Here is a 13,411-nt window from a genome sequence, read left to right as displayed (position 1 = left end):
TAGACAGTATTCCTTTAGCGAAGGAGAATTGAAAGTTAAAATCTCATGAAGGGGCTGTTACAATACCTTGTTTTATTGGCTTGCTACTGACCCGCCGTCAACGCGTAAATTCACTCCGTTAATAAAACCCGCGTTGCTTGAGGCTAAGAATAAAACAGCTGCTGCGACTTCTTCAACCGTACCTGGACGTTTAACTTCTACATGAGGGCGATTCTCTTTAAGAAATTGCTGAATGGCTTCGTCGTAGCTGATATTTTGCTTTTCGGCGTTGCCTTTCAAAAGATTCTCCAACATCGGTGTCATGATAAATGCCGGCGATACAGTATTCACTAATATCCCCTGTTTTGCATATGCTTTTGATAAGCTTTTCGTGAAATTGATCAGGGCTGCTTTCGAAGCGTTATAATGTGGCATAAATGGGTCCGGTTGGACTCCGGATTCAGAAGAAATATTAATGATCCGACCATATTCTGCTTTTTTCATAAAAGGGATTACCGCTTTGGTGACACGCACTGTGCCAAAAAGATTTATATCAAAGAGATGCTGCCAGTCCTCTATTTCCAAGGATTCAAAATCATCAAACCCGCTGGCTATTCCCGCATTATTAACAAGAATATCAATGGTTTGATAACGATCAATAGCTGATGAAACAAGATGATCCACATCTTCCTGCTTGGATAAATCAGCCTGAACGGCAAGAACATTTCCACCGTTTTTTTCTATCTCCTTTTTAGTTTCCTCCAATGCTTCTGCACCCCGTCCACAGATGACAACGTTGGCTCCTTCTTTCGCAAATGCCAGGGCAATACCTTTTCCAATTCCCTTACTGCCGCCTGTTACAAGTGCTGTCTTATTTTTCAGCTCAAGATCCATTTACTATCATTCCTCTCTCTTTTTTGATAGGTCATTTCATAGTCCAGATTAAACTTTAAAAATCTTATATGTCAAACGTTCCGGTTGGCCCTGCTTCCGTAGTATATTCTATTTGAAAAAATCTAAAGTGTAGGGATTTTTAGAAAACGTATAAGCTAATAAATAGACGGTCAAGTCAAAATCTACTCTCTAAACCGCACATAGATATGTAACCCTATCCTGCCTATTGATCCAGATTAAAGATGTGGAAACGATGAACTCGGAATGAAAGGTAAACACCCTCCAATCAAAACTGATATACGATCAAGTTTTAATCGGAGGGTTGGTTAAATTATTCTCTTGCAGCTTCGAGGATGGCTTCATAATCGAGTATCTTAAGATTCCTTTGTCCGGTTTGCCCGATCCAGCCAAGTTCCTGAAAAGAAGAAAGACGACGGCTTAATGTTTCTTGAGTCATCCCTATATAAGAGGCTAAATCTTTTTTGCTCATAGGCAGGTTTACTTCAAATGGTTCATCAAAAGATGGGGTCACAGTCAGTGAATTGGAAAGGTCTATTAAATAAGAAGCGATTCGTTTTTCAGCATCCTGCGAACTAAACCTTTCGATCGTTTTTTCAGCTTCGTTCAACCGTTTGCTGAAGGTTTCCAAAATCTTTAAGGCAATAACCGGCTTTGCCAGGATGATCCCCCTGAGATCCGATTTGTGAATCACGCAAATTTCCGTTTTTTTCATTGCCTCTGCATAACTTGTCAATGTCTCATCCGTAAACAATGAAAGCTCCCCCATAAAATCTCCCGGCTCCAGGATCCGGATTAATTGTTCTTTACCCGACTCTGATAAACGATAGATTTTCACCTGTCCCTGGTGCACAATATATAAATGATCGGATGAGTCACCGTCTTCAAACACGGTTTCCCCCTTTTGATACGATGTATGGCGACTTTTTTCCGCAATCTGAAGCATTTCATCATTTTGCAGATGATTAAAAATGGGGACCAAGGAAATACAAAGCTTTTTTACATTCTTTTCTTCCTGAAGGTGGTGCTCGCATTGAGTCATTGTAATTGCTCCTATTCTGCCACTAATTCTGATTGCGCGGTTATTTTTTCTTTCTTTTCTTTATTATAACGCACCAGCCTCATAGCGTTTAGGATCACGATCAGTACGCTTAATTCATGAATGAACATGCCGGAAGCAAGGAAAATATTTTTTGTTAGGACACCAGCTAATAATACGATGACAATAGATACAGCGAAGAACATGTTCTGCTTCATATTCCTGACAGTAGCCTTTGATAATTTGAAGGCATGGGTCAGCTTATCGAGCTTATCTGCCATTAATACGACATCCGCCGTTTCCATGGCTACGTCCGTACCGGCCCCGCCCATGGCAAGCCCAATGTCGGCAGTCGCAATCGCAGGTGCATCATTAATGCCGTCTCCAATCATAGCTACTTTGTAACCCTGCTCTTTCAGTTCCTTTATCTTAGCAACCTTATCTTCCGGAAGTAACTCAGCAAACACCTGATCAATCCCAAGCTGCTGTGCTACTTTTTCAGCAGTATGCCGGTTATCTCCGGTGAGCATGAACACTTGTTTTACGCCGCTTTGTTTTAACTGTTGAATCGTTTCACGTGCTTCTGGACGAATTTGGTCGGCAATCGAAATTACGCCGATTATATGGGAGTCGACAGCTGCAAAAACAGCTGTATTCCCTTTCTTCTCTTGTTCGATGGAATATGCTTCTACTTCATTTGTAATGTTGGTATGATTCTTTTTCATCCATTTTCTGTTTCCAATGAACAGGTTCTTCCCGTTTATGGTGGCTTTAATCCCGTTTCCTTTGACTACTTCCACATCATTCGGCTTATTGACAAGGTCTAATCCTCTGTTTTCAGCTTCTTTAACGATGATTTGACCTAAATGATGTTCCGAAATCACTTCTGCTTCTGCTACCATGGTTAATAGATGGTCTTCCTCTATTCCGTATGCTCGAATAGCTGTCACTTCAGGCTGTCCTTTTGTCAATGTACCGGTTTTATCAAAGACTACCACGTCTATTTTGGAGAGCTTCTCCATCATTTCTCCGCCTTTTACGAGCACACCCCTTTTAGCTCCATTTCCAATTCCCGCTACAATGGATACGGGGGCAGAAATCACTAAGGCGCCAGGGCAAGCGATAACCAAAAAGGTTAATGTCAATTCAATGTCTCTCGTAAAAATAAATACAATGATAGAAAGGATCAGAATAGCCGGTGTATAGAAGGAAGCGAATTTTTCGAGGAATTTTTGAGTTTTGGCTTTTGATTCCTGTGCTTCTTCCACAAGTTCAATAATCTTGGCAAACGTGGTGTCTTCACCGACTTTTTCAGTAACCACTTCAACATATCCATTATCTACAATGGTTCCACTAAATACATGATCATTTGTTTTCTTTCTGGCAGGAACAGATTCCCCTGTAATAGCTGCTTCGTTAATGAATGCCTGACCGGAAACCACTTTCCCGTCTATGGCTATTTTCTCACCGGATTGAATAAGAACGTGTTCCCCTTTTTGGACCTCTTCAGCAGGAATGGTAACCGCTTTGCCGTTCCTTATGACCTTTGCCTCAAGCGGAGCCATATCCATTAGGGATTTTAAAGATGATCGTGTTTTTTCCAATGTATGCGCTTCTAAATAGGCACCAAATAAGAATAAGAATGTAACGGCCGCAGATTCTACGTATTCACCGATGAACAAGGCGCCAATTACAGCAATGGTTACAAGCAGCTCTATACTAAATGCTTTCATTCGAACAGACTGCCAAGCTTTTTTCATAATTGGATAGCCAGCAATTACAGTCGCAAGAATTAAAGAAGCTTCTTTCATATCATTCATCGTTAATTGGTTAAATAAGAAGGCCAAAGCAAGCAAGATACCTGAAATTAACACAATGAAACCTCTTTGTTTTCTACTCATGTCCTTTCATCCCTTTCACATAATTTTGGAAATACCACTTGTGATAGATAAAACGGGGGAAACGAGCTCCCCCTTGCTTTAGGCAACCTTGGTTTCCAGGACCGGATAACCCAGTTTTTGTACAATATCTTTGAGGTGTTCTGTTGTTACGACCGCTTCGTCAAATACCACTTTTACTTTACTAGAACTAAAAAGTACTTTTGCTTCCTTCACCCCTTTTTGCTTTGAAAGAGCACCTTCAATTTTTTTAATGCAGCTCGGGCAAGTCAGTTCTTCCATTTGAAATTTTACTGTTTTCATTTTTCATTTCTCCTTTCTTTTTTCTACATCTCAATCATAAAGTGAAAGGCATCTATCAACCTTGACGTGCGTCAATTTTTAGAATTTATTTTAAATAACTTCACGCTAATTCCCATTCAACCATGTGAAACCAATAAAGAAGTCCAAGCGTAAGTGCCTGGACTTCTTTCTGATTTTCACGATAAGAATCTTTATGCATTTTCTTTCTGTTTTCGCATCGCTTTTGGTATATATACACAAAAAGGCTCGCTTTCCATATAATCTCCGGTCATGGCATAGGCTCTGGAACGGGATCCGCCGCAAACATTACGGAACTCACAAACACCGCATTTCCCCTTATATTTATCAGGATTACGCAAATCCCGAAAAATTGGTGAATCACGATAAATGTCCGCCAGCGGGGTTGTTCGAACATTCCCGGCTTTTACAGGTAGTAAACCGCTTGGATATACATCGCCAATATGGGAAATAAACACAAAGCCATTCCCGTCATTCACCCCTTTTGGAGCACGGCCAAGCCCGTCAATCTGTCCAGTCATTCCTTTCATAAGGGCATCTTCATAATGAATAGCCCGCTCTTGATCTTTGTTTTCTCTCATTTTTTGCTGAATGACTACCCGCCTGTAATGCTGGGCTGCTGTCGTTTTTATATCAAAGGGAACTCTTTTGCTTAACTGATAGAGCCACTGGAATACCTGTTCATGTTCGACGGGTGAAATCATATCGGTTTCCTTGCCGCGCCCTGTTGGTACGAGGAAAAATACACTCCACAAAACACAGTCCAATTCTTCGACCAATTTTTCCATATCTTCTAAAACATCCACATTATATCTCGAAATCACGGTATTGATTTGAATTGGAATTTCTAATTCATGCAAATACCGGATTGCATTCATCGTTAAATCAAACGAGCCATTCGTACCCCTGAAATGGTCATGTATTTCAGCTGTGGGGCCGTCCAAACTGAAGGCCCATCTGGCAAGGCCGACCTCTTTTGCTTTTTGGATCGCTTCTTTCGTAACATTCGGTGTGGCACTTGGAGTCATGGATACCCGGACACCCTTTTTAACTGCATACTCAGCTATATCAAAGACATCCGGACGCATCAATGGATCTCCACCAGTAAACACAAGCATTGGGTTATCCATTTCATAGATATCATCGATCAATTTTTTTCCTTCTTCAAAGGTTAATTCCAGCGGATGCCGATGATATTGGGCCTCAGCGCGGCAATGAAGACATTTCAATTGGCATGCCCTTGTTAACTCCCATATCACGATAAACGGATTTTCATTATAGTCACGATTAAACACGATTAACCCCTCCAATAGTACTATCTATCCCCATTGTAAGAGTATTTACGAAGCAATATTGTGAGATAAATCACTAATTAAATTCATGCCACAAATCTGTAAAAAAGGCATAAGTAATAGAACTGCGAATCAATCATTATGTGTTGCGTCGACGCCCTTATTAAGGAAGAACGACTAGCGTGGCAACGTCGTTTTGGCGAAAATTCAATATTCTAGAAATCTCTCTGCTGAGGACGTTTGTAGCGGGAATTTTCGTTTTGTTGCCAGTACATGGACTTTGCTTGCCGGAATTTCATTTTTGTTGTCTGTCCCTGTTTTCGTAGCGGAAAGTTTAATATTGCGTGAATCTTTGATGGAGTCGTACAGCAGATTTTTCGCCCCACTTAAAAAAGCTCCTGACGCTAAAGCATCAGGAACTTTTTTAAGTAAAATTATTTCTTTCCGATTGCAACTCTCCAAATCTCCGGTCCTTCTTGAAGGTATTCCCAAGTGAATTGATCCGGTCTTTCGATCATAAATTGATAATGAAGTGGTCTTGGGTCATGATCATTTATAAGTTCCAGCACTTCCTCCGATCTTAATCTATCAAATGTTTGAAAGATAACAGGATGTTTGTCTCTTGGAGCATAATCTGGCGCATTGATTTTTGCTGTAAATTGTAACATTTTATTTCCTCCTTTTTTTGCGTTTATTAATCTTCCTCAGCCGCCAAGTCTTTTACCGGCAATGGTTCATTTTCTTTATGAGTCGGCTTGCGGAGATTAAACAGCGCTTTTACACTGAATATCATGATAATGATGACACCAACTAAGAAAATGGTGTCTGGAACCGCGCGAACTGTTAACAAGTTTTGAATTAAATCCTGTTTTAAGAATTCTGGTGAACGTGATGCCCAATAGCCTTTATCAAATGCTTCCTTTAATTGCAAGAAACCGACTGGGAGCAGGGTAATCAGTATCATCCCTGCTAAGCCTATGTTCAAGGCCCAGCAAGCAATTTTTAGGATTTTATCGTTCCATTTATCAGGATGCACGATGTTCCGGAGTGAATAAAGCAGAACGGCTATCGCAAACATTCCGTACACACCCATCATCGCTCCATGGCCATGTGCGGGTGTAAGGAATTGACCGTGTTCAAAATAACTAACCGCCGGAAGATTGATTAAGAAACCTAAAACTCCCGCTCCAACTAAATTCCAAATGGCAGTCGATATAAGAAACCAGAATGTTGATTTATAAGGGAAATCAATTCCTCCGTCTCTCATCATCTTATACTGTTCATACGCTTCCAGGACGAGCAATGTTAACGGGATAACTTCTAATGCTGAAAAAACAGCCCCCAATCCGATCCATGCTTCAGCAGAGCCATTGTAATAATAATGATGCCCTATGCCAATTACACCGCTGCCCAGCAAAATCGTTAGCTGGAAGTAAAGCTGTCTCACCGTAGATTTTTTTGTGACTAATTTCATTTGAACTAACAAGAAACCTATAATAACAACGGCGAATACTTCAAAAATCCCTTCTACCCATAAATGGATGATCCACCAGCGCCAATAATCGGACATTGTGAAGTTTCCACCGGGATTCATAAAGAAGGCAAAGAAGTAAAACGCCGGGACAGCAATCGCAGAATAGAACAACAAGTGGATTAATCCACCTTTGTCACTCTCGCGCCTCAGTGCACTCTTAATGCCTCTAAAGACGATAAATAACCAAATTAACATGCCAATAACGAAGATGACTTGCCAAATCCGGCCCATCTCCAAGTACTCCCAACCCTGATGCCCGAACAAGAACCAGTTGTTTCCTAGATATCCGTTGACACCGAGCCATTGACCCAGCATGCTTCCCCCGACAAGCACCACCAGCGCCCAGAACAAAATATCCACTAACAGCCCTTGACGCTTCGGTTCACGTCCTCCAACTAACGGGGCGACATAGATTCCCATTCCAAGCCATGCAGTTGCAATCCAAAAAATAGCCAACTGGATATGATACCCTTTCGTAATGCTAAATGGCAGGATATCATAAATCCACTTTATCCCAAAGAAACTGTCAGGCTCTACATAATAGTGTGTCAACAAAGCTCCAAACATCGCTTGAACAAAGAACAAGATCGACACTACTGCAAAATACTTCCCTGACTTCACCTGTGAAGACGTTAATGGAAGTTTACGTAAATCAATTCGAGGAAAATTTCCTTCCTTATATGCCTCCTGCATTCCAAGCTGATATCGATAAAAAATAAACAAGATTATACCGACAAATAAGATCAATACGGTTACACTGGCACCGCTCCACCAAACCGCAGAGAATGACATCGTGTTACCGGCGTCTTCGAAATAAGGCCAGTTATTTGTATAAGTGATCGTGTCACCATCCCTGACTGTGCTCGATAGCCAGGCAGTCCAAAAGAAGAAATCCGAAATTTGGGTAATTTGATCGCCTTCCGCTACCCATGAGCGATTGGTCTCAGGCATGTCGCCTTCTTTAATGACATTAGGTTTTAAACCCCAACCGTCTCCTTTTGTAAACACGTCCCGATAGTATTCTCGGACTTTTTCGAGTCCGTTTACTTGTGCATCGGTAAGCTTAAGATTCTCTGTATCTTTGTTATAACGATTTTTTCTCATTTCCTTTATGACTTGTTTTTCAATGACTGATTTCTCATCATCAGATAAGTCAGCAAAGGCTTTGTCGTAAGCATCTTGCGCTTTATAATCCTGCATTCCTTGTGTGTACACTTTCAATGCTTCAGCCGTGTAATCGGGGCCCATGTATGAACCATGGCCAAGGACCGTACCATAATCCATCAACCCGTACTTTTGAAACACAGCCTGACCACCCTTCACTGATTCCTGGGTGACTAACACGTCTCCTTTCTCATTTGTTATTTCCAATGGCCTTGGTGCCATCCCCTTAAAGATCCAATATCCGCCTAATAATAGAACCGTAAAACTTATGAGTATCGTAAATACTAAGGTAGATTTTAAGATACTGTTTTTGTTGCTTGGCGTTACTTTGCCAGAAACAACAGGATTCCTTTTTCGTAGTGGTTCCATCTTTTATCCACTTCCTTTCTGTTTGTATAAGTTGATTGTAAAAGGAAAAAATGAAGGAAATTGTGAGTTGCAGCAATAAGTCATTATGAAATTAATCACACTTTCCAGCTTTAAAAAAAATTCATATTTACGATCGAAAGGGTGATTTATATCACTCTTTTGATCGTTGGCTTGATATAATTTAATTACCTGGATAAAAGTTTGAAGGAGCAGATAAATATGAGTTTAGAAGTGATCAAAAAGCATTTGCAGGAAGTTTCATTATTTAAAGGACTTTCAGAAGAAGAAATCCAGCCTATCGTTGAAATATCGAACATGCATATCTATAGGCAAAGGTCATATGTATTTATGCAGGGTGACAAGCTGGATCGGGTGTTTTTTATTCATTCCGGTAAGGTAAAGATTTATAAAACGGATGTAACCGGGAAAGAACAAATTGTTTCCATACTTCAAGCTGGCGAAATGTTTCCTCATGCAGGTTTTTTTCGGAGAGGCTCCTTCCCGGCACATGCTGAAATTCTTGAAACGGCTCAATTAATCGTGACGCCAATCGCCGATTTTGAAAAAATCCTGATTCATTATCCTGAATTATGCATTAAATTATTTAATGTACTCGGAGAAAAAATCGTCGACCTTCAAAATAGATTGGAAGAGCAAATTCTGCATAATACATATGAACAAATTATTATGCTGTTGCTCCGCTTGTGTAAATCAAATGGAAAACAGATTGATGATGGATACAAAATAACTACTCATTTTACGAACCGCGAGCTCGCTAATATGATTGGAACATCTAGAGAATCGGTCAATCGAACCATTAATCAACTAAGAAAAAAAGCGCTGATTGATTTAGATGAATCCGGTTGTTTTATCATTAATCCAGATAAATTAGAAGAAGAGATTTTTTAAATTCATAAAAAGATGAGAATGTGATTTAAAACACTTTCTCATCTTTTTCTTTATGTTAATTTTTCATTGAGAAACATTATCAATTCATTTAGAGGTGAGAATCATGGCGAAAATCATTGATTTTAATCTAACGGTCCTCGATTTATGTAAGCACTATCCGGAAATCATCCCTATTATGAAAGAGCTTGGTTTTGAAAACATTACAAACCCGGCGATGCTCCATTCCGCAGGACGTGTGATGACAATATCAAATGGCTGCAGAATGAAAAGGATACCGTTGGATACGGTCAAAGCCGCTTTTCAAAAGCACGGATTTACCATTAAAGAGTAAAGGAGGATTCTTATGAGTGAAATCATTAACAATCGCGAACAGCAGCAAATGAGTCAAACGAAACGGCAGGAAATCTTAAAACAAGTCATTATCGACCTGCATAACGGTAAAAACGTCGAGGATGTCAAAACACGGTTTGAAGATGCAGTTGGTACGGTAACTGTTGCGGAAATTTCCCAAATGGAGCAGGCACTTATGGAGGAAGAAGGTATTCCTGTAGAAGAAGTACAGCGTCTTTGCTCCGTTCATACGGCCATTTTTAAAGGCTCCATTGAGGAAATTCACCAATCTGACAAGCAAGAGGATCAATCTGGACACCCCATCCATACGTTTAAGCTGGAAAACAAGGAAATTGACATGCTTGTAAACTTCAAAATTCAACTGCATCTTGAGCGGTTTGAAAAAGAAGATACGGAAGAAAACAGCTACAAACTTATTGAGGACTTAAATCTATTGCTAGATATTGATAAACATTACAGCCGTAAAGAAAATCTGCTTTTTCCCTATTTAGAAAAATACGGCATCTTCGGGCCAACCCAAGTGATGTGGGGGGTGGATGATAGCATTCGCGCGGCAATCAAAAAGGCGAAAAATCAACTGGCAAACAATAACGGAGATAAACAAGCGGTCATCGAAGCCGTTACCTTTGTAATACGCGAAGTAAGTGAAATGATATTCAAGGAAGAGAATATTTTATTCCCGATGGCAATGCAAACACTAACAGAAGATGAATGGATCAAGATTGCCCATGAAAGCGACCAAATCGGCTTCTGCTTGACCGGTCCGGCAGGCGTATGGATACCTGAAAGGAAAGCTATTGAAGCGGGTTCGATCTCCGAAGGATTTATCAAGATGGAAACAGGAGTTTTATCGTTAAACCAGTTAGAATTGATGCTAAACCATTTGCCTGTAGATATTACATTCATAGATAAAGATGATGTTGTCCGCTACTTCTCTTACGGAAAGGAACGGATCTTTGCCCGGACAAAGGCGGTAATCGGGAGAACCGTGCAAAATTGCCATCCCCCTAAAAGTGTTCATGCCGTTGAAGAGATTTTGGAAGATTTCAAATCAGACAAAAAGGATTGTGAAGATTTCTGGATTAAGTTCCGCGATAAGTTTGTTTATATTCGTTATTTTGCAGTCCGCAATAAAGACGGAAAATACCAAGGCACTCTTGAATTCACGCAAAATATTGCGCCGATTCAAGATATATCCGGTGAAAAGCGTATTTTATCAAAAATCTAAAGGGTAATAATTCTATTAAGTTGCAACCCGCTTCACAATAAATCCAAGAGGTGAGGAAACGATGAATAAGGAATTAGTTGATAGCATGTATAAAGTGCTGGAAGAAGTGCTTGATCCCGAGCTTGGCGTGGATATTGTTAATCTAGGTCTTGTTTATGGGATAAACGTAGATGAAGAGAACAATGCTTCTATCCAGATGACCATGACCTCGATGGGATGCCCGTTAGCCGGACAAATAATAGCCAAAGCAAAAAAGAAATTATCTGATAGTCTAAAAGAATTAAAGACGATTGATATTGACATTGTCTGGAGTCCGCCATGGTCGAAAGATCTCATGTCCCGTTACGCAAAAATCGCACTGGGGATCCCACATTAACTAAGACTGATTCATTTACATTTTAGCGGTTTTAAAAATTGAAAATGAGGTGGAAGATATGAGTGTAAAAAATATTCAGGAAGTACAAGTCTTTGAAGATCAACGTATAAATAAACAATTGTTATTTACTGAAGAAAAAAGTAATGCCTTCATTTTAAACTTGATGCCTGGTCAGATGTTACCTTCACATAGCCACCCGAATTCTCAAGTCTATCTTCTTGTCCTTGAAGGAGAAGGTGAGTGTTTTATTGACAACCGGGACTTTAAAATCCAGCAGCTGGACGTTATTCATTGCAGCAATGATCAAATGCTCAGCATTAAAAATACTGGTAATGAAAAAATGTGCGTGTATGTTGTACTGGCTAAAGTGCCTAAAATGTGAAACAGACAGTGAGATGGCAGTTTGAAAAGAAAAGAGAATTAAGCAAAAGCTAGCTCTGCGACAGGGCTAGCTTTTTAATATGATCCCGTTTTCTACGTTTCTTATAATTTAGTACCCTAACTCCCCTGCTAACGACATTCGATAATTTGAAACTAACCACATGGAAGCTAAAATTCTCCTAATTCCTTGAACAAACCAATTCTTTTTATTTCCTCCAAATGAATCTCCGACAATTTCTCCAGTATTTCACTTCCTTGAGAAGTGACTTCAATTAATACACTACGGCCATCCTCTGGATTCTGTCTTCGGGAAACCAGCACAAGCTGTTCAGAGCGGTCTATTAAACCTACACATGCATGATGAGTAATTTGCAGACGCTCCGCTAACTCTCTCGGAGTAGCGCAATCACGGCCCGGGAACCCTTTAATAGCCAATAATAATTGATGTTGATGAGGGGTGACGCCGTGTTTTTGGGCTGCAGAATCACTGAATTTCTGAAACTTTCTTAGTTGATATCTAAATTCTCCAAGGTATTCATAAACGTCTTTTGACAAAAGTGAATCCAAAAATTCGCCTTCTTTCCTATTGATAAATATATCTTAACACGATATAATTTAAATATGAAGTATATCTTATTACGATATAAAAATCTGGTTTCCCTGCAAATAAAAATGAAGATCTGAGGTGGTGAACCATTATGGAATTTTTGCTATTCCCGTTTTCAAACTCCGTCACAGGAACGATTATATTTGTAATTGTATCCTGGATGACCATTTACCTGAACGTAAAAATTCATAAATTTGATAATGAATAAAACATCATTTTTACTCAGTTTGCGGCCGCAGGGAAATCATAACTAAATCTTTTTCGCTTTGCATATCTTTTATACCCTTCCTCTATTTTTGTTTCCTTCAGATGACCATACAAAGAAACAACCTTGATAACAATAAATTCATTCAATTAAAAATTCGGATTTCAGTTCTTTTAAGTAGTGAAATTTCCTCCTTATTGATAAAATTAAGTCGAATATTGAAAAGGAGGATTTTTCCTATGTATGATATCGCGATAATCGGAGCTGGACCGGCAGGCGGAAGCGCTGCACTTTTTGCGGCAAAGGCCGGGAAAAAGACTTTACTGTTAGACAGTGACCAAAGCATTACAAAAAGGGCATGGCTTCAAAACCATTATGGCGTGAATGAAATCAGCGGACCCGATCTCGTTGAAATTGGTAAGAACCAGGCCAAAAAATTCGGAGCGGAACTTGTCCAAACAAAAACGGTCAATTTTGAAAAATCCAATGATGGCTTCAAAATTGAAACGGAGAACGGCGAATACGAAGCAAAGCACATTATCTTGGCCACCGGTATGGTAGTTGAACTCGCCGAAAAGGCTGGTATTAATACCAAGCCTGGCACAGAGCCAAGAATTAAGACAATCGTTGACTGCGATACCGCCGGAAAAACGAACATCGAGGGTGTCTGGGCTGCTGGAACCTGTGCGGGTGTCAGTATGCACACCATTATCACCGCAGGAGACGGAGCCAAAGTAGCGATCAATGTAATCAGTGAACTGAATGGCGAGCGTTATGTTGATCACGATATTTTAAAATAGTAGTTTTGATACACCCTATTACTAAGGCATCCGATTTTTTCGGATG

The 13,411-nt window shown here is 40.0% G+C and carries 15 protein-coding genes; 6 read left to right on the top strand and 9 right to left on the bottom strand.

The annotated features are described in order from the left end of the window. Positions 1-72: 72 nt before the first annotated feature. The 8 genes from LQ216_RS10080 to LQ216_RS10045 all read right to left on the bottom strand — a co-directional run bounded on the left by LQ216_RS10080 (position 73) and on the right by LQ216_RS10045 (position 8,508). Entirely contained in the window at positions 73-873 is an 801-nt protein-coding gene (locus LQ216_RS10080) for a glucose 1-dehydrogenase (RefSeq protein WP_230129180.1), read from the bottom strand. Between the two features lie 331 nt (positions 874-1,204). After that, positions 1,205-1,933 (bottom strand): Crp/Fnr family transcriptional regulator, encoded by a 729-nt coding sequence (locus tag LQ216_RS10075; protein WP_230129179.1) that lies wholly within the window; start codon positions 1,931-1,933, stop codon positions 1,205-1,207. Between the two features lie 11 nt (positions 1,934-1,944). Then, the gene (locus LQ216_RS10070) at positions 1,945-3,831 is read right to left on the bottom strand and encodes a cation-translocating P-type ATPase (RefSeq protein WP_230129178.1); all 1,887 of its coding nucleotides are present in this window, start codon (positions 3,829-3,831) and stop codon (positions 1,945-1,947) included. Between the two features lie 78 nt (positions 3,832-3,909). Further along, on the bottom strand, positions 3,910-4,131 hold the full coding sequence (locus LQ216_RS10065; RefSeq protein ID WP_230129177.1) for a heavy-metal-associated domain-containing protein: 222 nt from the start codon (positions 4,129-4,131) through the stop codon (positions 3,910-3,912). 191 nt (positions 4,132-4,322) lie between these two features. Continuing rightward, on the bottom strand, positions 4,323-5,444 hold the full coding sequence (locus LQ216_RS10060; RefSeq protein ID WP_230129176.1) for a TIGR04053 family radical SAM/SPASM domain-containing protein: 1,122 nt from the start codon (positions 5,442-5,444) through the stop codon (positions 4,323-4,325). Positions 5,445-5,648: 204 nt separating this feature from the next. Further along, positions 5,649-5,903, bottom strand: a complete 255-nt coding sequence (locus LQ216_RS10055; protein WP_230129175.1) for a hypothetical protein — start codon at positions 5,901-5,903, stop codon at positions 5,649-5,651. Continuing rightward, positions 5,876-6,109, bottom strand: a complete 234-nt coding sequence (locus tag LQ216_RS10050) for a DUF2249 domain-containing protein (protein ID WP_230129174.1) — start codon at positions 6,107-6,109, stop codon at positions 5,876-5,878. The genes LQ216_RS10055 and LQ216_RS10050 overlap by 28 nt, the downstream gene beginning before the upstream one ends. A gap of 26 nt (positions 6,110-6,135) precedes the next feature. Then, positions 6,136-8,508, bottom strand: coding sequence for a nitric-oxide reductase large subunit (locus tag LQ216_RS10045; RefSeq protein WP_230129173.1), 2,373 nt, complete (start codon positions 8,506-8,508; stop codon positions 6,136-6,138). A gap of 219 nt (positions 8,509-8,727) precedes the next feature. Between LQ216_RS10045 and LQ216_RS10040 the strand changes: the two genes are divergently transcribed. From LQ216_RS10040 to LQ216_RS10020, 5 genes are all read left to right on the top strand, one after another. Next, positions 8,728-9,417 (top strand): Crp/Fnr family transcriptional regulator, encoded by a 690-nt coding sequence (locus LQ216_RS10040; RefSeq protein ID WP_230129172.1) that lies wholly within the window; start codon positions 8,728-8,730, stop codon positions 9,415-9,417. A 103-nt stretch (positions 9,418-9,520) separates the two neighbouring features. After that, positions 9,521-9,748, top strand: a complete 228-nt coding sequence (locus tag LQ216_RS10035) for a DUF1858 domain-containing protein (RefSeq protein ID WP_230129171.1) — start codon at positions 9,521-9,523, stop codon at positions 9,746-9,748. Positions 9,749-9,760: 12 nt separating this feature from the next. Further along, positions 9,761-10,996, top strand: coding sequence for a DUF438 domain-containing protein (locus tag LQ216_RS10030; RefSeq protein ID WP_230129170.1), 1,236 nt, complete (start codon positions 9,761-9,763; stop codon positions 10,994-10,996). Between the two features lie 61 nt (positions 10,997-11,057). Further along, positions 11,058-11,372, top strand: a complete 315-nt coding sequence (locus tag LQ216_RS10025; RefSeq protein WP_230129169.1) for a metal-sulfur cluster assembly factor — start codon at positions 11,058-11,060, stop codon at positions 11,370-11,372. Between the two features lie 58 nt (positions 11,373-11,430). Continuing rightward, positions 11,431-11,754 carry a cupin domain-containing protein gene (locus tag LQ216_RS10020; RefSeq protein WP_230129168.1) on the top strand — a complete coding sequence of 108 codons (324 nt, stop codon included), beginning with the start codon at positions 11,431-11,433 and terminating at the stop codon, positions 11,752-11,754. Between the two features lie 167 nt (positions 11,755-11,921). Here the strand turns inward: LQ216_RS10020 and LQ216_RS10015 are convergent, their stop codons facing one another. Beyond that, positions 11,922-12,320 (bottom strand): MarR family transcriptional regulator, encoded by a 399-nt coding sequence (locus LQ216_RS10015; RefSeq protein ID WP_230129167.1) that lies wholly within the window; start codon positions 12,318-12,320, stop codon positions 11,922-11,924. A 484-nt stretch (positions 12,321-12,804) separates the two neighbouring features. Between LQ216_RS10015 and LQ216_RS10010 the strand changes: the two genes are divergently transcribed. After that, entirely contained in the window at positions 12,805-13,365 is a 561-nt protein-coding gene (locus LQ216_RS10010; protein WP_230129166.1) for an FAD-dependent oxidoreductase, read from the top strand. Positions 13,366-13,411 lie beyond the last annotated feature (46 nt).

It is taken from the genome of Bacillus sp. CECT 9360 (assembly GCF_918741275.1).
In the GTDB taxonomy this organism is placed as follows: Bacteria; Bacillota; Bacilli; order Bacillales; family DSM-1321; genus Peribacillus.
This window is presented reverse-complemented; position numbering and strand designations above follow the sequence as displayed.